23 protein-coding genes are annotated in these 25,727 nt (G+C 58.6%); 6 read left to right on the top strand and 17 right to left on the bottom strand.

Annotated elements, in window-relative coordinates; genetic code table 11:
- Window positions 1–5 precede the first annotated feature (5 nt).
- Window positions 6–1,121, top strand: coding sequence for a DNA polymerase III subunit beta (gene dnaN / locus ACFSAG_RS13250; RefSeq protein WP_374612745.1), 1,116 nt, complete (start codon window positions 6–8; stop codon window positions 1,119–1,121).
- A 71-nt stretch (window positions 1,122–1,192) separates the two neighbouring features.
- On the opposite strand, the gene ACFSAG_RS13245 is transcribed toward dnaN, so the two are convergent.
- The 11 genes from ACFSAG_RS13245 to ACFSAG_RS13195 all read right to left on the bottom strand — a co-directional run bounded on the left by ACFSAG_RS13245 (window position 1,193) and on the right by ACFSAG_RS13195 (window position 11,932).
- Window positions 1,193–3,601, bottom strand: a complete 2,409-nt coding sequence (locus ACFSAG_RS13245) for a TonB-dependent receptor (protein ID WP_374612743.1) — start codon at window positions 3,599–3,601, stop codon at window positions 1,193–1,195.
- A gap of 292 nt (window positions 3,602–3,893) precedes the next feature.
- Window positions 3,894–5,357 (bottom strand): ammonium transporter, encoded by a 1,464-nt coding sequence (locus ACFSAG_RS13240; RefSeq protein ID WP_381515670.1) that lies wholly within the window; start codon window positions 5,355–5,357, stop codon window positions 3,894–3,896.
- 34 nt (window positions 5,358–5,391) lie between these two features.
- Window positions 5,392–5,730 carry a P-II family nitrogen regulator gene (locus ACFSAG_RS13235; RefSeq protein ID WP_374612740.1) on the bottom strand — a complete coding sequence of 113 codons (339 nt, stop codon included), beginning with the start codon at window positions 5,728–5,730 and terminating at the stop codon, window positions 5,392–5,394.
- A 141-nt stretch (window positions 5,731–5,871) separates the two neighbouring features.
- Window positions 5,872–6,573 carry an endonuclease/exonuclease/phosphatase family protein gene (locus tag ACFSAG_RS13230; RefSeq protein ID WP_381515666.1) on the bottom strand — a complete coding sequence of 234 codons (702 nt, stop codon included), beginning with the start codon at window positions 6,571–6,573 and terminating at the stop codon, window positions 5,872–5,874.
- A gap of 2 nt (window positions 6,574–6,575) precedes the next feature.
- Window positions 6,576–7,136, bottom strand: a complete 561-nt coding sequence (locus ACFSAG_RS13225; protein WP_381515663.1) for a pyridoxamine 5'-phosphate oxidase family protein — start codon at window positions 7,134–7,136, stop codon at window positions 6,576–6,578.
- Window positions 7,137–7,218: 82 nt separating this feature from the next.
- Window positions 7,219–8,418: a hypothetical protein gene (locus tag ACFSAG_RS13220; RefSeq protein WP_381515661.1), complete on the bottom strand. Its 1,200-nt coding sequence runs from the start codon at window positions 8,416–8,418 to the stop codon at window positions 7,219–7,221.
- A gap of 97 nt (window positions 8,419–8,515) precedes the next feature.
- Window positions 8,516–9,091 (bottom strand): DUF924 family protein, encoded by a 576-nt coding sequence (locus ACFSAG_RS13215; RefSeq protein ID WP_381515659.1) that lies wholly within the window; start codon window positions 9,089–9,091, stop codon window positions 8,516–8,518.
- Window positions 9,088–10,515: a metalloprotease TldD gene (gene tldD, locus ACFSAG_RS13210; RefSeq protein ID WP_381515656.1), complete on the bottom strand. Its 1,428-nt coding sequence runs from the start codon at window positions 10,513–10,515 to the stop codon at window positions 9,088–9,090. The genes ACFSAG_RS13215 and tldD overlap by 4 nt, the downstream gene beginning before the upstream one ends.
- A 40-nt stretch (window positions 10,516–10,555) precedes the next feature.
- Window positions 10,556–10,759: a zinc-finger domain-containing protein gene (locus tag ACFSAG_RS13205; protein ID WP_381515652.1), complete on the bottom strand. Its 204-nt coding sequence runs from the start codon at window positions 10,757–10,759 to the stop codon at window positions 10,556–10,558.
- A gap of 44 nt (window positions 10,760–10,803) precedes the next feature.
- On the bottom strand, window positions 10,804–11,313 hold the full coding sequence (locus ACFSAG_RS13200) for a DUF4402 domain-containing protein (protein ID WP_381515649.1): 510 nt from the start codon (window positions 11,311–11,313) through the stop codon (window positions 10,804–10,806).
- A gap of 118 nt (window positions 11,314–11,431) precedes the next feature.
- Window positions 11,432–11,932, bottom strand: a complete 501-nt coding sequence (locus ACFSAG_RS13195; protein WP_381515647.1) for a DUF4402 domain-containing protein — start codon at window positions 11,930–11,932, stop codon at window positions 11,432–11,434.
- A gap of 175 nt (window positions 11,933–12,107) precedes the next feature.
- Between ACFSAG_RS13195 and ACFSAG_RS13190 the strand changes: the two genes are divergently transcribed.
- A complete protein-coding gene (locus ACFSAG_RS13190) occupies window positions 12,108–13,031 on the top strand; it encodes an ABC transporter ATP-binding protein (RefSeq protein WP_374612723.1) in 924 nt (307 codons plus the stop codon).
- 36 nt (window positions 13,032–13,067) lie between these two features.
- On the opposite strand, the gene ACFSAG_RS13185 is transcribed toward ACFSAG_RS13190, so the two are convergent.
- Window positions 13,068–13,745 (bottom strand): OmpW/AlkL family protein, encoded by a 678-nt coding sequence (locus ACFSAG_RS13185; protein WP_374612721.1) that lies wholly within the window; start codon window positions 13,743–13,745, stop codon window positions 13,068–13,070.
- A 197-nt stretch (window positions 13,746–13,942) separates the two neighbouring features.
- Here ACFSAG_RS13185 and nadB point away from each other — a divergent pair, with 197 nt between their 5' ends.
- Complete coding sequence (gene nadB / locus ACFSAG_RS13180) at window positions 13,943–15,541, top strand: L-aspartate oxidase (protein WP_381515643.1); 1,599 nt, start codon at window positions 13,943–13,945, stop codon at window positions 15,539–15,541.
- On the opposite strand, the gene ACFSAG_RS13175 is transcribed toward nadB, so the two are convergent.
- From ACFSAG_RS13175 to hflK, 5 genes are all read right to left on the bottom strand, one after another.
- A complete protein-coding gene (locus ACFSAG_RS13175) occupies window positions 15,538–16,443 on the bottom strand; it encodes a DUF808 domain-containing protein (RefSeq protein ID WP_381515640.1) in 906 nt (301 codons plus the stop codon). The genes nadB and ACFSAG_RS13175 overlap by 4 nt on opposite strands.
- A gap of 34 nt (window positions 16,444–16,477) precedes the next feature.
- On the bottom strand, window positions 16,478–17,686 hold the full coding sequence (locus ACFSAG_RS13170; protein ID WP_381515637.1) for a M20 metallopeptidase family protein: 1,209 nt from the start codon (window positions 17,684–17,686) through the stop codon (window positions 16,478–16,480).
- A 42-nt stretch (window positions 17,687–17,728) separates the two neighbouring features.
- Complete coding sequence (locus ACFSAG_RS13165; RefSeq protein WP_374612714.1) at window positions 17,729–19,231, bottom strand: trypsin-like peptidase domain-containing protein; 1,503 nt, start codon at window positions 19,229–19,231, stop codon at window positions 17,729–17,731.
- Window positions 19,232–19,388: 157 nt separating this feature from the next.
- A complete protein-coding gene (gene hflC / locus ACFSAG_RS13160; RefSeq protein WP_381515633.1) occupies window positions 19,389–20,249 on the bottom strand; it encodes a protease modulator HflC in 861 nt (286 codons plus the stop codon).
- A complete protein-coding gene (gene hflK, locus ACFSAG_RS13155; RefSeq protein ID WP_381516175.1) occupies window positions 20,246–21,385 on the bottom strand; it encodes a protease modulator HflK in 1,140 nt (379 codons plus the stop codon). Before hflK ends, hflC begins: the two co-directional genes overlap by 4 nt.
- A 76-nt stretch (window positions 21,386–21,461) precedes the next feature.
- Between hflK and ACFSAG_RS13150 the strand changes: the two genes are divergently transcribed.
- From ACFSAG_RS13150 to hemH, 3 genes are read left to right on the top strand one after another with little or no spacing between them, the layout of a single operon-like run.
- Window positions 21,462–22,439, top strand: coding sequence for an Mrp/NBP35 family ATP-binding protein (locus ACFSAG_RS13150; protein ID WP_381515630.1), 978 nt, complete (start codon window positions 21,462–21,464; stop codon window positions 22,437–22,439).
- Entirely contained in the window at window positions 22,436–24,706 is a 2,271-nt protein-coding gene (locus ACFSAG_RS13145) for a xanthine dehydrogenase family protein molybdopterin-binding subunit (RefSeq protein WP_381515627.1), read from the top strand. The genes ACFSAG_RS13150 and ACFSAG_RS13145 overlap by 4 nt, the downstream gene beginning before the upstream one ends.
- 16 nt (window positions 24,707–24,722) lie before the next feature.
- On the top strand, window positions 24,723–25,721 hold the full coding sequence (hemH, locus tag ACFSAG_RS13140) for a ferrochelatase (protein ID WP_381515624.1): 999 nt from the start codon (window positions 24,723–24,725) through the stop codon (window positions 25,719–25,721).
- Window positions 25,722–25,727 lie beyond the last annotated feature (6 nt).

Genomic DNA, 25,727 nt, shown 5'->3' with positions numbered 1-25,727 from the left:
GGACAATGAAAGCGACGATCGAGCGCGCCACACTGCTGAAAAGCCTGGGCCATGTGCAATCGGTGGTGGAACGGCGCAATACAATCCCCATCCTTTCCAATGTGCTGATCGAGGCCAGCGACAATGGCGCCATCCGCCTGACCGCTACCGACCTAGACCTGCAGATCGTGGAGACCATCGCGGGTGATGTCGAAATCCCCGGCGCCACCACTGTTTCCGCGCACACGCTGTTTGAAATTGCACGCAAGCTGCCCGAGGGTAGCCAAGTCCAGCTGAATGCTGCCGATGGCCGCATGGCGGTGAACGCAGGGCGCGCGCGCTTCAGCCTCGCCACTCTGCCGCGCGATGACTTCCCCATGATTGCCGAAGGCGAATTGCCGACCAGTTTCGAACTGCCGGCTGCTTCGCTCATCCAGATTATCGACAAGACCCGCTTCGCGATTTCGACCGAAGAGACGCGCTATTACCTCAATGGTATCTTCCTGCACGTCACGGATGACGCCGATCCGATGCTAAAGGCTGCGGCGACCGATGGCCATCGCCTTGCCCGCGTCACCCTGCCGCGCCCAGCCGGTGCGGAGGGAATGCCGGACGTCATTGTCCCCCGCAAATGCGTTGCCGAGCTTCGCAAGCTGCTCGACGAAAGCGGCAGCAATGCGATCCAGATAGACCTGTCGGCGTCGAAAATCCGTTTTACCTTTGACAGCGCCGTGCTGACTTCGAAGCTGATCGACGGCACTTTCCCCGATTATAGCCGCGTCATCCCGACAGCGAATGACAAGCTGCTCAAGATCGACCCGAAGAGCTTTTCAGAGGGCGTCGATCGCGTCGCAACCATCGCCACCGAAAAGACCCGTGCCGTCAAGATGGCGCTCGACAAGGACAAGATCACGCTATCGGTCACGTCGCCCGAAAACGGCACCGCTGCGGAAGAAGTTCCGGGCAGCTATTCGGACGACAGCTTCGAAATCGGCTTCAACGCGCGCTACCTGCTCGACATATTGGGGGAGATTGAAGGCGACACTGTGGAACTGCACTTGGCCGACGCCAGTGCGCCGACTTTGATCCGGGAGAATGACAAGTCACCCGCGCTCTACGTGTTGATGCCGATGCGGGTTTAATGGCCGGCGACAATCCAAAACAAAAAGGGCGGCCCGAGAGCCGCCCTTTTCTTTGATTATCTAATCGTGCTTCAGAACGACTTGCGAACCGTGACACCATAGGTGCGCGGGCTGTTGGTCGAGAAACCGAGGCGCGCACGTCCGCCACGTTCGCGGTCGAACGAGAGCAAGGCATTTTCGTCGAACAGGTTGTTGACATAACCGATGATCGACAGGCCGTTTTCGAAATCCACGCCAGCGCTGAGGTTGACCAGCTGGTAGCTGGGCAGGACGAGGTTCAGCGTGGTCGCGTTGGTGCCGGGTGCACCGGCAAAGGCCAGACCCGAAACAAAGCTGCGCGGATTGCCTTCCTGGTCACTCGGCTGGGTGATGCGGTTGCCGACATGCTGGATTGAGGTTGCAACATAGGCCTCTGCACCATCGCTTACCGGGAAGCTGTAGGTCGCATTGGCCGAAAGTTGGAATTTCGGCACGGTCGGCAGGCGATTTCCATCGCGGATACCCGCGATCACCGCGCCCGCAGTGGTCGTTACCGATGAATCGAACTTCGCGCTTACAATGCTGCCCGAAATGCCGAGGTCCAGACCTTGAGCAGGGCTTGCGCTCAGCTCGAATTCGATACCTTGGGTGTGCGCCTTCGGCACGTTGAAGACAACACGCGACGAGCAGCTACCGGCATCGGCAGTAACCTGCAGGTTCTTGATGTCGGTGTAGAAAGCAGCGGCATTGAAGGTGAAGCCGCGACCCTGCGATTTCACGCCCAATTCATAGTTCCACAGCGTTTCGTCATCATAGCGCGGGCGATTGCCATAGGTGAGGGCGTCAACCCCGCTGGCGCCGCCCGAGCAGAGCGGAATGTTCAACGGATCGTTGATGCCGCCCAGACGGAAACCCTTCGACGCTTGCGCGTTGATGGTCACGCTATCGCTCGCGTTGAAGCTGGCCAACAGGCGCGGCGTGAAGCCGTCCGATTTGGTGCTACCCGTCTGGTTGTCGCCATTCGAGAACAGGCCGCCCGACTGGAACAGGCGATCTTCCGAGAAGTCGTAGTAACGGCCGCCGGCGGTTAGGGTGAACTTCTCGCCAAAGGCATAGCTGGCTTCACCAAACACTGCCTTTTGCTTGATGTCATAATTGATATCGGCGTTGTAAGGCGAATTCAGCGGGAAGCCATTGGCCACCGCAACCGATGTTCCCGCACCAAAACGTGCATCGGTGAAGGCATCATAGCCCGGTGTCGGCAGGCGCTGTGCGTAATCGCGATCGGTGTTCGAATAGAAACCGCCCAATACCCATTGCAGCGGACCATCGCCGTTTGAGCTCAAGCGAATTTCCTGCGTAAACGACTTCACCTTGGTGGTGTCGCGCAGGTTCGATGGCAGCAGAACGCCTGCAGTCGGGAAACCAAGATCGACCGAGACGCTGCCCGTAAGTGCGCTGGCATCGCGGCTGACAAGGATGTCGCGATCAGTGTAGCTGCTGACCGAAGTCAGATCCACGCCGCCGAGGCCAATTTTGATGGTGGCATCAGCGATCATCGTTTCGTCTTCGAAACCTTCTTGCAGCAGAAGATGCTGTTCGCGTTCCTTGAACGTTACCGCGGGGCGCGTAGTTGTGAACGGATTGGCATAGAGGTTGAAAACTTCCTGGCGGTTGAAGCCATCGGTGGAAATTTTCTGGTAGATTACGCGCGGCGTGATCGAGACATTCTCGCTGGGTTCGAATGTCAGCGCAATGCGGCCGCCATAACGTTCGCCATCGTTGATGTCTTCGGTGATGCCACCGCCTTCACGGCGAGCATTGATGAAGCCGCCATAGCGAGTGAAATAACCAACCGCGCGGATCGCTGCCTTGTCTCCCAAAGGTGCGTTGACCGCGCCTTTGACATGGCCGCCCAAATCATCGCCATCGACCAGGTTGACATTGGCCTCGACCGAACCCTCGGTTGTGCCCAATTTGGGTTGATTGGTGATGTAGCGAACGGTGCCACCAACCGATCCGGAGCCGAACAGCGTGCCTTGCGGACCACGAAGCGTTTCAACGCGATTGAGGTCGAAAAGGTCGAGATCGGGGGTGAACAGCGACAGCGAGATCACCGACTCATCAAGATAGACGCCGACCTGTTCCTTGACGCCGGGTTGGTCGCGGACGATCTGGCCAGCGGAAACGCCACGGATCGAAACCTGGCTTTGGCCGGGCCCGAGGTTTTGGACAGTCAGGCCTGCAACGTTGCGCGAAAGGTCTTCCAGCGTCGTTGCGCCGGTCTTTTCGATATCATCGGCGGTCTGCGCGTTGATTGAAAACGGAATGTCTTGCAGGTTTGCATCGCGCTTTGTTGCGGTCACGATGATGACGTTTTCATCAGTTTCGTCAGCTGCGTCCTGTGCAACCGAACCCTGCGCAACAAGGGCGACGAGCGAAGTGCCCGCAATAAGTTGGACAAAGCGGCGCGCCGCTTGGCGGTTGTTGATTTTTTTCATTTCCTTCTCCCGAAGATCCATACGGTTAACTGGTTCCGTAGTGGTCCTTTTATACGCGCTATTGGGTGCCACTTGGCACCCCCTATCGGACTTTGTGGCAAGAAAGCCGCCAATTGTAACATAATTGCAACAAAAAATGCCCGGGCCATTTCGGACCCGGGCTTGGAAGTTGGACGTTCGCGGGAGGAACATCGGGAGGCGGCGGGATTTGGGAGAGGGAGGAATAAACCCCGCCGCCAAGCTCTGAATTTGGTGGAAAGCGTCGCCTACCCAGCAACGCCCTCCATAAACCTTAGTAGTTGTAGGCGCGCTCTCCATGTTCGGAGAGGTCCAGCCCTTCGCGTTCGGCTTCCTCGCTCGGGCGCAGGCCGAGGGTGAATTTGAGCGCGTAGAAGAGTACGGCCGAGACGACGCCGGTCCACACCACGGTGATGCCGACAGCCTTGATCTGCGTGATCACCTGTGCAGCAATGTCATAGGTGCCCGGTACGGCGGGGAACACGGTGTAGTCGAAGAAGCCCTGGCCACCGAGCGCCGGGTCTGCAACAATGCCGGTACCGATGGCGCCGACGATGCCGCCGATGCCGTGTACGCCGAACACGTCGAGCGTGTCGTCATATTTGAGCTTGTTCTTCACCACTGCGACGAAGAGGTAGCAGACCGCTGACGCTGCGAAGCCAAGCAGGATCGAGGTGATGGGTGCTGCGAACCCGCTGGCTGGTGTGATGGCAACCAGGCCTGCGACGGCGCCCGTTACCGCGCCAAGCAGCGAGGGCTTGCCGTGGTGGAACTGCTCAATGATGCACCATGCAACGGCAGCTGCTGCGGTGGCGACGAAGGTGTTGATGAAGGCAAGGGCAGCAAGGCCATTGGCTTCAAGGTTGGAGCCGGCGTTGAAGCCGAACCAGCCCACCCACAGCAGTGAGGCGCCGATCATGGTCATGGTCAGGCTGTGCGGCGGGGTAGCTTCCTTGCCATAGCCGATGCGCTTGCCTACGATTAGGCAGCCAACAAGGCCAGCGATACCCGCGTTGATGTGGACGACGGTGCCGCCAGCAAAGTCGAGTGCGCCCATTCCCCACAGCAGGCCGTAATCGGTCGGTGCGTCAGGCAGGAAGTCCGGTCCAGCCCAGTACCACACCATGTGCGCGATGGGGAAATAGGCAAAGGTAAGCCACAGCACAGTGAAGATGATCAGCGGCGTGAACTTGATGCGCTCTGCAAAGGCACCGACGATCAGCGCCGGGGTGATGCAGGCAAAGGTCATCTGGAATACGACAAAGGCATATTCCGGAATGTAGACATTGTTGCTGAAGGTGGCGGCAAGTGTGGTCGCATCAACGCCAGCAAGAAACGCCTTGGAGAACCCACCAATGAAAGGTCCGCCGCTGGTGAAGGCGAGGCTGTAGCCGTAGCTGACCCAGACGAGAGCTGCGACCGATACGATCATGAACACCTGCATCAGCAGGCTCAGCATGTTCTTGGTGCGAACAAGGCCGCCATAGAAAAGCGCGAGTGCCGGGATCGACATCAGCAGCACCAGTGCCGAGCTGATCAGCATCCAGGTGGTATCGCCCTTGTCGACCATGCCAGCCATCTGTTCGACGGTAGGCGCCTTGATCGGCCCGTCGGCCACCGCAGCGGTTGCAGCGGCAGCCCCTTCTGCAGCCGCTTCGGCTGCCTCCTGCGCGAAAGCGGGCAGTGCGACAAATATCGCCGCCCCCGTCGCGCCAACCCATTTCATTGTTTTCAGCATGTGCTTTCTTCCCTGGTTAGTCCGGATTTTCTGGTTACAGCGCCGCGCCGTCGGTTTCGCCGGTGCGGATGCGCGTTGCGGAGGCGAGCTCGATTTCGAAGATCTTGCCATCGCCGATCGAGCCGGTTGCGGCTGCGGCCTGGATTGCTTCGACGACCGCACCTGCGCTTTCGCTGGTGCAGGCGACTTCGATCTTGATCTTCGGCACCATGTTGGTGGTGTATTCGGCACCGCGATAAACTTCGGTCTGGCCCTTTTGCCGGCCAAAGCCTTTTACTTCGGAAACTGTCATGCCCGAAACGCCCAATCCGGCGAGTGCTTCACGCACCTCGTCCAGCTTGTGCGGTTTGATAATGGCAATGATATACTTCATGCACGCCCCCTATTGTGGTTGTGGGGCATGCTAAGCAAAGGCCGTGCCATCTTTGGAAAGCCAAGGAATCCTTAGATTCATTGGCAGGCGGCATTTGCCATATGCCTAAAATATAATCAGCAAAAATATGCTGTATAAAAATTAGGCAATATTTATCCTGGCCCAGAGCGGCAAGTGATCCGATGCCCGTCTGGAAAGGTCGGAGACATGGGCGTCAGCTTCTTCCACCTCGATTTCATGGCTCACAATGATGCGATCAAGTCGCGCCACAGGCCGGTTGCTGTGAAAGCTGGGCGGGGTTTTGACGAGGCGGTGGTGATGGAATGCGAATTCGGACAACGCGCCTCGATCGCTCCATTGGTTGAAATCGCCCATCAATACCGTCGGCAGATGATGCTCTGCGCCATCAAGCCGGGCCAGAAGCGCACGGATTTGCCGCCTGCGCCATAATCCGGATAGATCGAGGTGCGTGCCGATGACGCGCAAGGCACGCCCTTCGATCAGAAGATCAGCCAGCACCGCGCCGCGCGGCTCGAGCGTTGGCAGTGGAACGATTTCGCTGTGCCGAACGGTTATTCCATTGCGAACCAGCAGGGCATTGCCGTGCCATCCTATGCTTTGTGGGCGACCGCCGATTTCAACCGGGCGATATGTTCCATGTTCGAGCAGCAAATGGTGCGGGATTGCGCTTAGCCTGTTTCCAAATCGCCGGTCGGCCTCTTGCAAAGCGATGACGTCTGCGTCGATTTCGTCGAGGACATCCAATATACGTTCAGGATTGCGGCGACGGTCAGTGCCTACGCATTTGCGGATGTTATAGGTTGCAACCTTGATTGCCGGCACGGTCAGTCAGCGGGCCCGAAATAGCGATCGGTCGCTCGTGTCTTGATCCCATCAATACTGGTTGTCCGCCCCTTCGCCCGGGTGAGCCAGGCATCGGGGTCCATCCCGGCATGTGCTTTTTTCAGAGTGTCGCGTTCACGGTGAAACGCCATGAATGGAACACCCCATCCGCAACTGGTCTGCACACTCTCCACATCGGCAACAAATATCTGGCGCGTACCCGGAATAATCTCAAAGTGCGGAGCCAATTCACCCCATTCCGCGTCTTGCGGCAGCACTGCTCGCCCGCGACCATAGATGCGCAGGATTAATGCGGGCTGTTCGAAATTGCAGAACATGAAGGTGATGCGGCCATCGACCGACAAATGGGCATGGGTTTCATTGCCCGATCCGCCAAGATCGAGATAGCCGACGCGTTTTGGGGAAAGCACGCGAAAGGCATCATATCCCTTGGGGGAGAGATTGATGCGTCCATCCTTTGCTGCAGTGGCGACAAAGAAGACCGGTTGCTTGCCGATCATCTCGACATGCTTGTCATTCAATGCATCGAAAAACTCGGACATACCAGATTAGTGCCAAAGCGGAGGCTGCTGGTCCAGCGATATTGAGAAGCTTATTCCGCTCCCGCAAGCGGGAGAGGAGGCGTCAGCATTCGGTGCCCGGAATGGGTATCCCGAGCGGACCCTTGCATGGCTTCTTCTTTTTGGGCGCGGGTGCCGTGCCGCCTTCACCCATTCCACCCATGCCCGAACTGCCCATTCCGGTCATGAAGCTGGCGAAAGCACGAAAGCGGGCCTTGGCAGTCCATTCGATATTCCACACCGCTTTGGGATCGGCGGGTTTGGGCGGGAAGGCAAAATTTTCCTCGGGGCCAAAGGCATTCATGCTGCCAAACATCATTCCACCCGCTGCCGCCTTCGCCTCGGCGGGGATCTGGCAGCTTGTCTGTGACGGCGGCATTACATTTTTGAGGCCGATCTGGCGTTGTACTTCTGCCGGCGACAGCCAGCCCATGCCTTCGCCGAAATCGCGATTATTGGCTGATGTCCACATCACCATATCGCCGCCCTGGCCAGCGCGTTCCATGCCCCCCATTGCCCATGCGACATATCCGGTCGCGGTGGGCACGCTGTTCCAGTTGAGCTGGATGAACGCAGCCGAGTCATTGGGATTGACGTTCAACGAGGCCATATAATCATTGATCAGGCTGAACTTGATTTCAGGGGTAAAGCCGCTGGTGATGCGGTGTTCACCGCGCAGCGAAGAGCCTGATCTGGGCTGTTTGCCGTTTTTGCCATTGGGCCACCATGCCGCATTGGCATCACGCGCCTTGGCCTCCGCCTGATAACGCTGCATCTGCTGAGGCATATTGGCTGGCATTTTCGCTGTCGGCATCTTCGCAAAATCGATGATGAACGGCTGCCCTTTGGGGGCATTCGCGTGACAGCCCCAGAACATCAGGATACGTCCTTTGGGTTTCTCCATCGTCTGGTTGGGGTCGTATTCGCGATCAGGCTTGGCTTCGCCTGGGGCGTCACCGATCAGCGGAACCGACTTGCCCATCTTGGCGATGGGAAGGAAGAAATGGTCACCTTTTTCCGGTTGGGTAGGTGAGGGTGTTGCGGAGGTAAGGCGCAATTCGAGCATGTAATTGTCGCCGCCGCCACCACCAAACAGGCTGCCAAGACCGCCCCCCATCATCGCACCCATACCCATGCCGGACATCGTCGATACGTCCATTGCATATGTGGCTTTGGGGTCCGTGGTTTTCTGTGCAGAACCGGGGACGACCGCCAAGGTGGCGGCGAGCGCGGCAAGTGAAGCGAAACGATAGGTGAAGCGCATGGTCGTACTCCTGCTGCTGGTGCGATTGCCCCAGTTGCCCATGCGACCCGATTCTTGTTGCTTTGGTTATATGCCTGCGTGGGTTAGGTGCAAGCTTTTACCAACCGCCGCCTGCGGCAACCGCCTCAGCCTCGCCTGCACGATCAGCACGTCCCAATGCCTTGTTGCGATGGGGGAACCTGCCGAAACGCTCGATCATTGCTTGGTGGTCCAGCGCATATTGCAGCAGGTCGCCGTCACCCAGTTGGCTGATCAGGCGAACGGATTCACGCTGGTCTTCGCGATTTTCGCTATGCTCATATGGCAGGTAAAGAAACAGCCGTTCGTCCTTTGACAGTGCTCGATCAAAACCATGCTCGACTGCAGCTTTGGCGATGGCGAGCGCAAGGTGATCGGTTGCAAAGGCTTCGGCATCGCTCCGATAGGCGTTGCGGGGTACCTGATCGAACAGGATAATTGCTGCCAGTGCGGTTTTGCTGCTTTCAACAAAAGCGCTAACCGGCTGTTCGCGAAGCGCATCGCGCCAGCCGGCAAAACCTTCGGTCACTTTGGCATCGAATTTGGAGCCGCCCCTGAACCAATCGGCCATGCCGTGCTCGACAAACCAGAAATGGAGAATCCGGTCGGCCCAATTTTCGGGCGGGGGAAAAGGATCGCTCTCGTCGTCGATCATCCAGCCGTGCCGCCAACGGTGAGCGCGCTGACCAAAGTTGTCGGCTGACCGACCCCAGCAGGTACGCTTTGTCCACCCTTGCCGCAGACGCCGATGCCTTCGTCGAGCGCCATATCATTGCCAAGGCCGATAATCTTGGTCAACGACGTGGGACCATCACCAATCAATGTTGCCCCCTTGATCGGATCACCCAGCTTGCCATTTTTGACCCGATAAGCCTCGGTGCAGCTGAACACGAATTTGCCCGATACGATGTCGACCTGTCCGCCGCCAAAGCTCTTGGCGAAAATCCCGTCCTTCACGCGGCTCAACAATTCGGCTGGATCGTCATTGCCGCTCTTCATGAATGTATTGGTCATGCGCGGCATGGGCGCATGGGCATAGGATTGGCGGCGTCCATTGCCGGTGGGTGCGACGCCCATCAACCGCGCGTTGAGGCGATCCTGCATATAGCCTTTGAGGATACCATCTTCGATCAGGATGTTTTCCTGCGTGGGCGTGCCTTCATCGTCGATCGACAGCGAACCGCGGCGGTCTGCAATGCCGCCATCGTCGACCACAGTGACACCAGGCGCGGCAACGCGCTGGCCGATCTTGCCGGAAAAAGCGCTGGTGCCCTTGCGGTTGAAATCGCCTTCAAGGCCATGGCCTACGGCTTCGTGCAGCAAAACGCCCGGCCATCCCGGCCCGAGGAGAACGGTCATTTCACCAGCAGGGGCGTCGACCGACCGCAAGTTGGTGAGTGACTGTGCGAGCGCTTCATCGATTGCGCGGTTCCAGGCAGCTTCCTCGAACAGGTCGTCGTAAAGCTTGCGCCCGCCAAAGCCGAAGGTGCCGGTTTCGCGGCGGCCATTTTCTTCAGTGACAATCGAAACGTTGAGCCGCACCAAGGGGCGAATATCGGTTGCGACAAAGCCGTCTGCGCGAACGATCTCGATGACCGACCAACTGCCAGCCAACGAGACCGAAACCTGCGCCACGCGTGGATCGCGCGCGCGCGCTGCGGCATCGATTTTCTGGCACAGTTCAACCTTCTTGGCGAAGGGAACGAGGTCGAGCGGATTGCCATCGGTGTAGAGATGGCGGTTATTCTTGCGCGGCGGCGGCGCGGCCTGTCCCTTGGCAGGATCGAGCAGCTGCAAAGTCTCCGCTGCGCGGCGGATCGCGCCTTCGCTCAGGTCATTGGCGTGGCTGAAGCCCGTCATTTCACCTGAAACCCCGCGCAGGCCAAATCCCGACGCTGTCGAATAGTCAGCCATTTTGAGACGACCATCGTCAAACCCGAAGCTTTCCGACGCGCTATATTGCAAATAGAGTTCGCCATCGTCGCATGCCTTCAACGCTTCGCGCGTGACACGCATCGCGCCATCGGGATCAAGAAGGCCGGGTTGATAGAGAAAGCTGCGCGGATCTGTGATGCTCATAGCGCCGATATAAGCGCTGTGGCGCGGAACGGAAGGGTATTCAGCCCTTATTCGTCGACCCGTTATCTGCGGGCCCACCAACCAGCACGAAACGGCGGTCGCAATAGCCGCATTCGACCATGCCGCTTTCGTCGATTTCGAGCCAAACACGCGGATGGCCGAGCGCTGCGGGCACGCCTTCGCCGCTACCGTCGCAGGCGATACGGTGGGTACGGACGAGAATGGTTTCAGGCGCTTCGATCATGCGCCGCCGTTAGCAAAGCGCTTGCTGTCTAGCAACGGGGCTTTTCACTGGTAGTTCAGTGTAATTGACCATGTACCCCGATAGGTTCCCGGTGCCTGGTTGGCGTTTACATCAAGCGTTGCCCCGACCGGGAAACTGAAACCGCCATTTGCTCCCGCAATGCGAAACACCCGTGGTGTGGTGCTCAGTACCGCTGTCGGTGTGCTGCCGATTACGAAATTGCGGGCACGCATCCTGACTCCCGGGCCTGTCAGGAAGATCGAATTGCTTCCCAGAGAGATTTGTACGCGCTGGTTGACCGCGCCAAGACCTGCGAACACTGCAGCCTGCTGGTCGTTGCCATGCAGGGTAACACCACCGCTGCGTGTGCGTGTGCCATTGGGGGCGACGGTGACGGTGCCTGCAGTATTGCTGGAAAGTATTCGGCCGAACGACAATTCTTCGGTTTGGATAAAGCTGAGCGGGGTAACGACGCCCACTTGTGATTGGCCTTGTTCAACCGCGGTTTGTGCCAGCACACTCGTGCACGGCCACAGGCTGGCGAAACCAGCCATGGAAATTGCGTGCATAAGGCGAATGCGGCTCAACATGCAAATCGGTATATGCTTTAAGTTATAACTATATAGTAAACAGCGGCTTACGTTGAAATCGCAGTCAACCTGATAAGCAGGATTATTGGTAGTCGAGCGTCAGCGTCCAGGTGCCCGAATAGGTTCCAGGTGCCTGGTTTGCATTCACGTTGAGTGTGGCACCCACGAACAGCGCAAATGCGCCATTGGTCGTCTGCTGCACCTGGTAATTGCGCGGGGTGGTGGTCAACGCGGTGGCCGGGTTGGTGTTACCACGAAACAGCCCGACGGTCATCGGCGCACCGGGGCCGGTCAAGGTGATGCTGTTCGATCCGACGCGCATGCGGACCGGCCGGTTGGCTGCGGTAGGCTTCATCCCGGCAAATTGCGCGGGGTGGTGGTCATTGCCCCACAGCGTGACGCCGCCGGTAGAGGTGCGGGTGCCATTGGGGGCAATCGTTACTGTTCCGGCGACATTGCTTGAAACAATCGTTCCGAAATGCAGGTCCTCCACCTTGTAGAAACTGCCCGGAGAAACGACGCTAAGCTGTGCGTTCAGTTGTTCGGTTTCGGCGTGCGCTGGTACGCTGGCTGCGGCAAACATAGCCGCAGCCAGCGCGAATCGCGCACAAAGATACTCAAACTTTGGCCCACACATGCACCCTCTTTGGCACAGCATAACGCAAATTCAGCTTAGCGATCATGGTTAACGAAACTTAACCCATTGATGCAAAGCCTTGCGTTGCGCGGCGATAATCGCTCCGCTATCGCTAACAACCATGACGCAAGCAGCCATATCGATCCGCGATCTTACCAAGCGCTATTCCAATGGGAAGCAGGCACTCGACGGTGTCAGTTTTGATGTTGAACGAGGCTCGATATTCGGTCTGCTAGGGCCGAACGGGGCAGGCAAATCCACGATCATCAATATCCTTGCCGGAATGGTGCAAAAAACGTCGGGCCAAGCGAGCATCTGGGGTTTCGATATCGATGCCAACCCTCGCAATGCGAAAGCATCGATTGGCATCGTGCCGCAAGAGATCATGTTCGATCCCTTTTTCACCCCGCTCGAAACGCTTGAACTGTTCGCCGGCCTTTATGGCGTGCCCAAGGAAAAGCGGCATTCGATGGACCTGCTCAAGGCCGTACGCCTTGACGACAAGGCTGATGCCTATGCACGGACATTGTCGGGCGGGATGAAGCGTCGGTTGCTGGTCGCCAAGGCGATGGTGCATTCGCCGCCAGTCATCGTCCTTGATGAACCTACGGCGGGCGTCGATATCGAATTGCGCCAACAGCTCTGGGAATATGTGGTCGAACTCAACAAACAAGGCACCACTGTCGTGCTGACCACGCACTATCTCGAAGAAGCCGAGCAATTATGCGACCGCATCGCGATCATCAACCATGGCAAGCTGATCGCGAACAAGCCTACCAAGGAATTGGTTGGCATGGCACGCGAAAAGGCCGTGGTACTGACGCTCGATCGCGATGTCGCCACTGCGCCAACGCATGACGCGTTCGAGAAAGCCGAGCTTGTCGCAGACCGGACGGTGGAGATCACTTATAACAAGGACCGGATGAACGCCGGTGAGGTGCTCGCCGCGGTCCAAGGCCTGGGCTTGGGCATCATTGATGTGACCACCAAGGAAGCCGATCTTGAAGATGTATTCCTCAGCCTGACCAGCGGCGGTGCGGAATAAGGTTCCCCTCCCCCTTTGCGGAGGAGGGGAGTTTGGTCAGAAGCGATAGCTGATCCCTGCGCTCACGACCCACGGATCGAGCTCATGCTTTGTGCTCAGCGCCAATGTGTTCCCAGCAAAAAACCGGGCGGTGGTGTTCATGAAATAGCGCTTCGCATCGATCGAAAGGCCAAGACCGCCATCGTTTAGGGGCACATCAACTCCGCCCTGCAATGCAAATCCGAATTCGCTCGACAGATCCACCCGCGTTGCGCCCAAAGCCTGCGCCGTCGAATCCGGATCTTCACCGAAAATCATGAAATAGCTGGGCCCTGCACCAAGATAGGGCTTCACTCCGCTTCCGAGATCAAAGTGGAATTTGGCTGTTACTGTTGCTGGAATGATGTTGGCGTTGGAAATCAGTTTTGCACCTGAAAGTGCCCCTGCGCCGACGACATCATGCTGGGTCACCCCGGCAATTGTTTCGATCGAAAAATTGGGCGAGACGAAATATTCAACCGCGACTGTCGGCGTAACATTGGTATCAGCACGGGTTTGGGAACCTGCAGCCAATCCGATGGCATCGGTATTGACCTTCGTGATCTTGGCGCTGGGATCCACCAACGTTGCAAACGCTTTTACCTGGATTTTGCCTTGGCTGTCTTCAGCGAAGGCGGGAGAGGTTGCAGCAACCGCTGTCGCGGCAGTTATGAATAGTTTTGAAAGAAAGTTCATTGAGCGAGCTCCATCTGGTCTGAAGCCGGTCAGCAGGATGCGCCACACCGGCAGTACATCCCTGTTTCTCCCGCTTCACCAGTTGGGAACGCGCGGTTCAAAGTTCAACTGATTGACTCTACGGTATTTTACCTGTGCAGTCGGCCATTATGTCCCAGTGATTGACAGCAACAGCGGAAAGGCACAGGGAGGCGACTGTGACTCAAGAAGCTGACATATTGATCATCGGCTCTGGCGCCGCCGGCCTGACCGCCGCTTTGCAACTGGCGCAGAAGTACAAGGTTGTCGTGCTGGCAAAGGGGGCCTTGTCCGACGGCGCAACGGCGTGGGCACAGGGCGGGATTGCTGCGGTGCTTGAACCTGGCGACACTTTTGATAGCCATATCGAAGATACGATGGTGGCCGGCGCTGGCCTCAACAACCGAGCCACGGTGGAGTTCGTCGTTGAACAGGCCCCGAAAGCGATTGATCGACTGGCAAAGCTTGGCGTGCCGTTCAATCTGGGTGGACCGACCAATGAATTTGGCGAAAGCTGGCACCTGACGCGCGAAGGCGGGCACAGCCATCGCCGTATCGTCCATGTCAACGATGCAACCGGTTGGGCCGTGCAACAGGCGCTTGAGGCTGCGGCGCGCGACAATGCCAATATAACGCTTGTCCCCGATATGGTGGCGATCGACCTGATTGTCGGACGGCATCAGGAACGCTTTTCCACCAGCGGGCGGGTGCACGGCATCTACGCGCTCAATCGCAGCACCGGAAAGGTAGAGGCGTTCACTGCGCGGGCCACGATATTGGCGACGGGCGGGGCAGGGCGCACCTACCTTTATTCGACGGCTCCACGCGGTGCGACCGGCGATGGCATCGCGATGGCCTGGCGTGCGGGTTGCCGCGTGTCGAACATGGAAATGATGCAGTTCCACCCGACCTGCCTCTACAACCTGGAGGTCAAGAACTTCCTGATTACCGAGGCGGTGCGCGGCGAAGGCGGCATCCTTCGCAATCCGAAGACCGGGCATCGTTACATGCCCGATTATGATGCACGGGCAGAGCTTGCGCCACGCGATATCGTCGCCCGCGCCAATGACGGTGAAATCAAGCGTGATGGCCTCGACTATGTCCATCTCGATATCAGCCACAAGGACCCGGATTTCGTCCGCGAGCATTTCCCGAACATCTATGAGAAGCTTATGGGGCTCGGCATCGATATCACTCGGGAACCGATCCCGGTGGTTCCCGCGCAGCATTATACCTGCGGCGGCGTGCTGGTTGATCTGGATGGGCGCACCGATGCACCGGGGCTCTATGCGGCGGGTGAAGTCACGCAATCGGGGCTACATGGCGCCAATCGCCTTGCCTCGAACAGCCTGCTCGAATGTTTCGTCTTCGGCGATGCCTGTGCCGCGCATATCGACGCGCATTGGGATGAACTGCCTCCGCCACCCGCGATCCGCCCATGGGATGAAAGCCGTGTCACCGACAGCGATGAGGAGGTGGTCATCGCCCAATGCTGGCGCGAAATCCGCCAGTTCATGTGGAATTTCGTGGGAATCGTGCGCACGACGAAGCGGCTCGAACGCGCCAAACACCGCATCGACCTGCTCCGGCAAGAAGTGGAGGATTATTACAGCCACTTCCGCGTGACGCCTGACCTTATCGAGCTGCGCAATTTGGTTGAGGTTGCCGACCTCATCATTCGCTCCGCGCTATCGCGCAAAGAAAGTCGCGGGCTGCATTACACGCTCGATTATCCGGACCTGTTGCCCAATGCCAAGGATACGGTCCTCGTACCCTAGGCTTTCTTGCGAGCCGCCCACAGATGGTGGACGCCGACGATGACTGCACCAATTGCCAGCCCGGCGATGCCCGACAGTCCGGCATCGACCAGCCACGCCAGCGCGCCTTCGTGCAGGCCAAACCATTCGGCCGGGTGCAGGCCAAAGCCGTGGACGATGATTTGCCCACCTACCCACAGCATCGCCGCGGTGCCAACGGTTGAGAGCAACGCCATCAATTTAGGCATTCCCTTGACCAGCCCGCGACCGAATGCCTGCGCAGTACCATTTTCGCGCTGGGCCATGTGCAGGCCGATATCGTCCATCTTCACAATGAAACCGACGACACCATAGACGGCAATGGTGATGGCCACGGCAACAAAGGCAAGAACCGCAGCCTCCAGCCAGATCGAGGTTTCGGCCAGTCCTTTGACCTCGTTGAGGGCGATTGCCATGATTTCGGCGGACAGGATGAAGTCGGTGCGCACCGCACCCTTCACCATATTCTCTTCATGCGTCTTGCTGCAGACTTCGGCAAACTCTTCTGCGAGTGTCTCTTCCTCATGCGGCATCAACTTTTCGAGGACTTTCTCCGCCCCTTCGAAACAGAGGAACGCGCCGCCGAGCATCAATAACGGCGTGATCGCCCAAGGCAGGAAGAAACTGAGCAGCAATGCAACCGGCAGGATGATGATGATCTTGTTGAACAGCGATCCCTTGGCGATGCGCCAGATTATGGGCAACTCACGATCGGGGGTGAAGCCGGTGACATATTGGGGCGTTACCGCGGTGTCGTCGATCACCACGCCTGCGGCCTTGCTGCCGGCCTTACCCGCAGCGGCTGCTACATCATCGACTGATGCTGCTGCGACTTTGGCAATGGTGGCGACATCGTCAAGAAGCGCAGCAAGACCGGATGGCATGAAATTCCCCTGATTTTGTCGTTGGTTGCGTAGTTTAGGCGGGTTCGAAACCATCCGCAAGGAAGCGTTCTGCAAGCGCGGCGTGCAGCGCAGCGCCCTTGGCCATCACATTTTCATCGAGCACCATACGGTTTGAGTGCAGCCCGCAGCATTGCCGCCAGTCATCGCCTTCATGGCTGGCGCCCAAGAAGAACATCGCGCCCGGAACTTTTTCGAGGACATAGGCAAAATCCTCCGCCCCCATGATCGGCGCGTCGAGCGTTTTCCAGCTTTCGGCCCCGAAGGTGGTTTCAACCACTTCCTGGCCAAATCGGACCGCGCGATCATCGCACATGGTGACCGGAAAGCCCTGCTCGATATGCACTTGAGCCTCGCAGCCATGCGCAGCGGCAATGCCGGGGGCGAGGCGATGCAATTCTTCTGCCACCATCGCACGGCGGCGCGGGCTGAGCGTGCGGATGGTGCCGAGAAGGTTGGCGCATTCCGGAATGATATTATTGGTCGTCCCAGCCTCGATCTTGGCAATCGTGATTACAGCCGGATCGAACACCGATACTTTGCGCGTCACCATCGTCTGTATGGCCGAGACAATTTCGCAGGCGACAGGGATCGGATCGACCGCATCATGCGGCATCGAAGCGTGACCGCCTTTGCCTGTAATCTTGATCGAAAGCACATCCGATGAGGCGAGCAACGGCCCGGCGCGTCCGGTAAAAATTCCATGCGGCGCATTGGGCATGATGTGGAGCGCGAAAGCTGCATCGGGAAGCGGATCGAGCAGGCCATCATCGAGCATGAAGCGGGCGCCATGATGCCCTTCTTCGCCCGGCTGGAACATGAAATAGACGGTGCCGGTCAGCTGTTCCCTGCGTGCGCATAACATTTTGGCGGCCCCAACCAGCATGGCGACATGCGTGTCGTGCCCACAGGCATGCATGGCACCACTGGTTTCGGAAGCGAAATCGAGGCCAGTATCTTCGTGCAATGGCAGCGCGTCCATATCGCCGCGCAACAACACAGTGCGTCCGTTTGAAGGACCACGCAACACGGCCAACAGACCGGTCGTCGAAGGGCCCTCGCGATATTCGAGCGGTAACCCTGCAAGCGCAGCTTTGATCTTTGCCAGCGTCTTGGGGTTTTGCAGGCCGAGCTCAGGCTCGCGATGAATCGCGCGGCGCAGTTCGATGAGGTCGGGAAGGAGGTTTTCGGCGTCGTCGCGCCAAGGGGTGTCGGTCAGCGTCATACAACGCAAACTAACACCCCTTTGGATCAGTTGGTAGCCGCATCAGCCATCAATGCGCACGGTGGCATATTGCGTCGGCGCACCGCGGCGTTTGACGCCAAGGAGCACGGCATTACGGCCTGCCTTTTTCGCTTCGGCAATTGCTGCTGCGAGTTGGGCACTGTTGGTTACGGCTTTGTAGTTGACCGAGACAAGCACGTCGCCGCGGCGGATGCCGGCCTGGGCGGCGCTGCCCGAGCCGGCGATGTCAACGACAACGCCCTTCACATCGGTGCCCATACCCAGCTGGCGGGCGATTTCCGGGTCAAGTGCGATCACGCTGACGCCAAGAGCCTCGCGGATCGTCTTGCTGTCGGCATTGTCACCTTGCTGATCGAAATCCTTGTTTTCGTCCGGATCGAAGGTGCTTTGTGCAAGCTTCTCTTCGCTTGGGCGCGTGCCAACCGTTGCCGTTATACGCATCGGTTTGCCTTCGCGCAGGATATCGAGCGGGATTTTGGTGCCCGGCTTGATATTGGCGACGATATACGAAAGCGTATCGTCCGGCGTCACATCGCGGCCGTTGACCTTGAGGACGATATCGCCCTCTTTCAGGCCAGCCTTGTCAGCGGCTTCACCCTGCACGATGCGGGTGACGAATTCACCCTTGTTCTTGTCGATACCCAGGGCGTCAGCCATGTCGGCCCCAACCGGCTGGATGCCGATGCCAAGATAGCCGCGTTCCGGACGCACGCCCTTGCGCAGCGAATCAATAACCGGAATGGCTTCTTCGGCTGGGATCGCAAAACCGACGCCGATATTCGCACCTACGGGCGAAATCAGGCGGTTGTTGATGCCGATCACCTTGCCTTGCAGGTTGAACAATGGGCCGCCAGAGTTGCCCGGGTTGATCGCGGTATCCGTCTGGATGAAGCGGTCATAGGCGCCGCCCGCACCAATATTGCGCTGAAGCGCGGAAATGATGCCCGCAGTCACGGTGCTGCCCAAGCCGAGCGGGTTGCCGATGGCAATCACCCAATCGCCGACGCGATTGTTCTCGGATGTTTCCATCTCGACATAAGGAACGCCGGTCACCTTCACCTTCAGCAGGGCAAGGTCGGAGGTCGCATCGCGGCCAAGGATTTCTGCCTTGAATTCGCGTCCGTCGAACAGGGTCACGGTCACTTCGTCGACGGCCTCACCGCGCGGGCCGCCAGCAACGACGTGGTTGTTGGTGACGATCAGGCCGTCAGCGCTGATGAAGAAGCCTGAACCACCGCTTTGCTGTTCCTGCGTTACCGGACGACGTTCGCCGGTGAAGGGGTTGAAGCTGGTTGCGACCTGCACCTTCTGCTTGGTGGCGATATTGACCACGGCTGGCTGCAATTGGGCGGCGAGATCTGCAAAGCTATTCGGAGCTCCGCGCGGGGCGAGGCCGGACTGAGCGATGGTCACCGGGCCTTGCATCGCAGCTGCTGGTCCCGGATCACCGGTCGAAAGCGCGAAGGCGCTACCCGAAAGCAGAAGCAGAGCAGTCACTCCATAAGCGTAACGCACGATAGTCATTCCTCTCGTTCAAAATCGCACCGGCAACGCCGGCATTTAACCTCAATCCGTCCTTGCGGCGAAAAAATGAACGCCGATTGAACGAAATCCCACGCCCGTCAACCGCTTGGCAAAGCGCCGATTGCGTTCGACAAACGACAATAACATTGCGGTTCCTTTAACGTCCTTCGCGGAAATTGCGCAGATAATCGTTGCTCGGCGACAACACGATATTGGTGTTGCCATTGCCGTTCTGGCCATCCTGAAGGAAGGTCCGGCGATAGGACTGCATCGAGCGATAGAAGTCGTAGAAGTCCGGATCCTTGTTATAGCTTTCCGCATAAATGCGAGCGGCCTCTGCCTCTGCATTGGCGCGGATGATCTGTGCTTCCTTCTGGCCTTCGGCGTCGATGGCGATCGCTTCCTGTTGGCGCGCGCTCTGCATCCGCTGGAACGCGGACTTCAACGGAGCGCCATCGGGCAGGTCCGCCCGCTTGATGCGCACGTCGATGATTTCAGCACCATATTTGCGGGCCTCGCGGTTCAGCGCGCGCTGCACATTCTCCATGACTTCACCGCGCTCCGGGCTCAACATCGTCGCAAACGAACGACGGCCGAGTTCGTTCCGAAGCGATGATCCCAAAATGGTGCGCAACTGGTCACGCAGCCGCTCTTCGGTGCGGATCGTCTTGTACATCACGATCGGTCGGGTCACGCGGAAACGGGCAAATGCATCGACTTGCAGGCGCAATTGGTCGGTGGACAGCACTTCCTGCCGCTCCATTTCGACGCTCAGCACGCGTTTGTCGATGAACTGGATCTGCTCAACCAGCGGAATGCGGAACGCAAGGCCGGTGAAGCGTTCGCCGAACTGCTGTTTTGGCTTGTAGCCATTCACCACGCGAAGCGGCTGGCCATAGGTGCTAATAATGGCCTGCTTGGTTTCGGGCACAACCGACACCGACATGCCCATAACAACTAACGCTGCCAAAGCGCCCACGCTGAGTGCGAGTGGATTTTTCATCAAAGCGCGGTTCATTGCTTTTTCCCCGTAACGGTTACGGTTTCGCCCTGTCCGCTAGCGGCACGGCGCTGGATTTCAGGCAGCGGCAGGTAAGGGGTGACATTGCCAGTCTCGACGATTGTCTTGTCCACCTTGCCCAGTATCTGCTCCATGGTTTCATAATAGAGACGGCGACGGGTTACCTCAGGCGCGGTGCGATACTGTTCATAGATCTTGTCGAACTCGGCAGTTTCACCTCGGGCCAGTTCGGTCACACGGCTCGCGTAGGCGCGTGCCTCGTTGAGATAGCTTTCACGACGCTGCTGCGCTGCGTTCACTTCGCGGAAGGCATCATTGACCTCTGCCGGCGGATCGGATTCGCGGATCGAAATGCTCTGGATCATCACACCAGCGCGATATTCATCGAGGATCGACTGCATGCGCTGGCGCACTTGCGCCTCGATTTCGGACCGGCCACCGCCGATGACCTGGATAAGATCAAAATTGGCGACCGCCGCGCGCATTGCGCTTTCAGCGACTTCACTGACGCTGCGCTCTGGATCGTCGAGTTGGAACAGGAAAAGTTCGGGATCACGGATCGACCAGCGGATGTCATAAGCCATATCGACCAAATTCTGGTCGCGGGTGAGGACAAGGTTTTCGCTGTTCGCCCGCGCCGAACCGATCGAGGTGGTACGGATTTGGGCCGTGTCGACTTTTTCCAAAGTCTGGATCGGCGCTGGCCAGGTGAAGGTGATGCCCGAATCCGCGGTACGCGAATAACTGCCAAAAGTCGTTACCACGCCCTCCTGTTCGGGGCCGATACGGTGCATGCTTGTCCAGATTAGCCAGATTGCGAACAGACCGCCGATGATGACCGGCCACCAGCTCTTGCCGTCTGCACGCGGAGGCAAGCCACCAAACCCGCCGCCTTTGCCGCCACCCGGGCGTCGAAAAATCTCTTCGAGTGAAGGCCCGCGTGCACGGCCGCCCGGATTGGCTTGTGGTTCCCACGGATTGGCCGGTTTTGGCTGTTCATCGCTGCCCGCGGAAGAAGGCTTGGAAGCCCGTCCGCCTGCCGGTTTTCCGTTTTCGCCAGAGCCCGGCAAATCCCATGGCCCTTTGCTTTCGCTATGCAACGCCTCGGGCGTCCCACTATCCTGTTTTTGCATCATGGGCGACATATAGGTACACTGTTTCAAGAAAAACAGTGTCATTCCAGACAATCTGATTCTATTCGCATTTCCCATGGTTGATATCGATAAAATAGAAATAGCGGTCGCCGATATTGCGCACGGGCGTGTGAGCGGAATCAGGGAGAAAGACGGCGCTGTTTCAATGATCGTCGACGTGGCTGGACTCGACCCGGCTAGCCGCGATGCACTGTCTGAAAAAATCAAATCCGTGGCGGCGGCGGTTGCGCCGGATGTGCCGCTACGTTTGCTGCAAACGGCGGAGCGGATTGTGCCAAAATTGATTGCAGTGGCGAGCGGCAAGGGAGGCGTTGGTAAATCGACGCTTTCAGCGAACCTGGCTGTTGCGATGCGCCGGGCCGGGCGCGCTGCCGGCTTGGTCGATGCTGATATTTACGGCCCGTCGCAAACCCGGCTTTTGGGCTTGGAAGGCGTAAAGCCTGAAGCGGAAGGCAAGAAAATGTATCCGACGCCGGGTGCAGGCGGGGTACCCTTCCTGTCGATGGGGCAGTTGGCGGCACCGGGCCAGCCCATTGCCTGGCGCGGTCCGATGGCCGGGCAGGCGCTTTCGCAGCTGGTGGATGCCCATTGGGGCGACGTACGCGAGATCGTTGTCGATATGCCGCCGGGCACAGGCGATATCCAGCTATCGATGATCCAGAAACACAAGCCGGTCGGTGCAGTGATCGTCTCCACCCCGCAGGATTTGGCGTTGATGGATGCCACGCGGGCCATCGGCTTTTTCAACCAGGCACAGGTTCCGATCATCGGGCTTGTCGAGAATATGGCGGGGTATATCTGCCCGCATTGCGGCGAAGTCAGCGATCCATTTGGCCGTGGTGGGGCAGAGGCTGCTGCTGCAGAACTGGGCATTCCCTTCCTCGGCCGGATCCCGCTCGACATTTCCGTCCGCCTTGCCAGCGATGCGGGAGAGCCGCCTGCTCTGGGAGACGGGCCGGTCGCAGGCGCATTTGCCGATATCGCAAAGCGCGTGGGCAACTGGCTTGACGATCCAAAGGGCGGCGTTCGGTGAACGACACGCCCGGCATAGAGCTTTCGCGCCGCAACCTGCTGATCGGCGGGGGCGTTGGTGCGGGATTGCTCGTTGCATGGGCTGTCTGGCCGCGCGAATATCTTCCCAATATGATGCTCGAAGAGGGCGAGCATCTTTTTGGTCCTTGGCTCAAGATTGGCGAGGATGGCCGGGTAACCATCGCTGTCCCGCAAACCGAAATGGGGCAGGGTAGCTATACCGCACTTGCCCAAATTGTGGCCGGAGAGTTGGGTGCAGATTGGCGAACAGTCGCAATCCAGCCGGCATTGCCCGGACCCAATTTTTCCAACGACCTTTTTGTTCGCGAATGGAGCGCCGCTTTCCTCCCCGCATCGCTTGGGACATTCGCCAATAGCGGCGCATCGGATGCCTTGCACAAGGAATGGGCGAAGCGCACCGGCTTCATGATCACGGCAGGATCGACTTCGATCCGTCAGTTCGAACGGCCCTGCCGCATCGCCGGAGCTGCAGCTCGCACAGTGTTGTGTCAGGCAGCGGCGGAACGTTGGGACACGGCGTGGGAAAATTGCGATACCGCCAATGGCTTTGTGACGTTTGGCAAAAAGCGAATCCCGTTCGCTGAACTGGTTGCGGACGCGGCGACCTATGATCCGCCAAGCCCCGTCCCCCTGCGCGCTTCGCCGGTCAACGGCCTTTCCGGTCGCGAGGCGGTCCGCCTCGATGTGCCGGCAAAGGTTGATGGCAGCGCGAATTTTGCAGGTGATGTGCGCCTTCCGGAAATGCTCTATGCGTCGGTCCGCGCAGGACCGATTGGGGATACGCGCCTCAAGGAATTGGATCGCGAAGGGGCCAGAGGCCTCAAAGGCCTGGTCGATGTCGTGCGGACCGATGGTTGGGTCGCTGCACTCGGCACCAACTGGTGGGTGGCGAACAAGGCACTCGATGCAATGGCACCGGTGTTTGCAACCATCGGCCGTATGCCCGACAGCGGCATAATGAATGAAGCGATGGAGCGCGCGCTCGACAAGGGGCCTGGTTCGCGCTTTGTCGATATCGGGTCGGTCGATGCCGCGCTCGATAAATCAGCAGGCACCAAGGTTTATCGCAGCCAATATTCCGTGCAGCCTGCGCTGCATGCCCCGATTGAAACGCGCAGTGCGACTGCGGAATTCAAAAAGGGGCGGCTGACCTTGTGGCTGGCGACCCAGGCGCCAGAGTCTGCAAAGCTCGCCGCCGCCAAGGCGATTGGCATCGATGCCGATAATGTCACGCTGATACAGATGATGGCGGGGGGCAGTTTCGGCCGCAACCTCGACAACCGCATCGCCGAACAGGCGGCAATTTTGGCGCAACATGCTGGCCGCCCGGTGCAGGTAATATGGTCGCGCCCCGAAGACTTCATCCGCGATATCGTCCGCCCACCGGCACATGCGCGGATGACTGCGGCGTTGGGCAGGGGCGGCGTCATTGAAGGGCTAGCGGTACGCATCGCGGTTCCTGCCATGGCGCGGCAACAGATCCGGCGGCTCAAGGGTGACACGCCGGTCGAGGCGTTGAGAGCGGTCACCGGAGATCATGATCCACTCGCCATCGATGGCGCCGTTCCGCCTTATTCGATTCCCAATCTCAGCGTTGATCATTTCCCGGTCGACCTGCCGCTGCCGACCGGATTGTGGCGCGGTAATGGTCATGGCTACACCGCATTTTTCGTCGAAAGCTTTATCAATGAACTGGCCGCTGCTGCAGGGATCGAACCATTGTCGTTCCGCATGCAGATGCTGGTCGGGCAAACGCGCCTTGCTCGCTGCCTGACCAATGTTGCCGCGCTTGCGGGATGGGATGGCGGGGCTGAGAATAGCGGGAAGGGGCTTGCCTGCCATTCGATGTACGGCAGCCACATCGCTGTAATCGCCACTGCCCGCACCGGGGAACAGGGTGTGCGCGTCGAACGCATCTCGGCGGTCGTCGATTGCGGACGGCTGATCAATCCAGAAATCGCCCGCCAGCAAGTCGAAGGCGGCATCATCTTCGGGCTCGCACAGGCGCTCGGTTCGGCAACCGAATATGAAAATGGCCTTCCGGTTGCACGGCGCTTGCGCGACATTGACCTGCCCCAGCTTTCGGACATTCCTGAGATCGACATCGAATTCATCCGCAACGAAGAAGAACCCGGCGGCCTTAGTGAGCTTGGCGTGCCTGCGGTCGCACCTGCCATTGCCAATGCTCTTTTCTCCGCTGCAGGCGTGCGGCTAAGGGAATTGCCCTTATTGTCGCGCGGGCTGTGATCGATAAGCGCGGCGCATGAACATTCCAGCCAACCATCCACCCATCAAGACACCTCGTATCGGGGTGTTGCTGGTCAATCTCGGTACGCCTGAGGCGCCTAACGCTCCGGCAGTGCGCCGCTATCTGAAGCAGTTCCTTTCAGACAAGCGGGTGGTGGAAATCCCGTCTCTCATCTGGCAACCGATATTGCGCGGCATCATCCTCAATGTGCGGCCCAAGAAATCCGCGGCCAACTATGCCAAGATCTGGATGCCCGAAGGATCGCCCCTGGCAGTTTACACCAAAGCGCAGGCTGAGGCGCTGCAGGCCCGATTGGGGGATGCTGTCGATGTTCGCTACGCCATGCGGTATGGCCAGCCTTCGATCGAGCGCCAGTTGGCGGCGATGAAAGCAGATGGTTGCAACCGTATCCTGCTTGCACCGCTCTATCCGCAATATTCGGGTGCAACTACGGCGACCGTGGTCGATGAGGCTTTCCGATCACTTGCTGCGATGCGTTGGCAACCCGCGCTCCGGACAATGCCGACCTATCATGACGATCCGGCCTATATCGACGCGCTGGCAGCATCGCTGAAAAGCGAACTCGCCAAGCTCGACTTTGAACCGGATGCGATTATCGCGAGCTTCCACGGAATGCCCGAACGGACATTGCATCTGGGTGACCCTTATCATTGCCAGTGCCATAAAACGGCACGCTTGCTTTCGGAAGCGCTTGGCAAGCCGTTGACCATCGCCTTCCAATCGCGCTTCGGCCGGGCCAAGTGGCTTGAGCCATCAACCGAAGACACGATCAAGCGGTTGGCGGAAGAGGGTAAAAAGAAGATCGCAATATTTGCGCCCGGTTTTTCAGCCGATTGCCTCGAAACACTCGAGGAGCTGGCACTGCAAGGCAAGGAGCAGTTTGAGGAAGCAGGGGGTGAGCGTTACGCCTATCTGCCATGCCTGAATGCCGATGCCGCAGGGATGGAAATGCTCGAAACGCTTGTCAGACGAGAGCTTTCGGGCTGGCTATGAATAGCA

This window comes from Sphingorhabdus buctiana, assembly GCF_042680825.1.
In the GTDB taxonomy this organism is placed as follows: Bacteria; Pseudomonadota; Alphaproteobacteria; order Sphingomonadales; family Sphingomonadaceae; genus Sphingorhabdus_B; species Sphingorhabdus_B buctiana.
The sequence above is the reverse complement of the archived record's forward strand: the minus strand, read 5'-3'. Positions and strand labels throughout refer to the sequence as shown.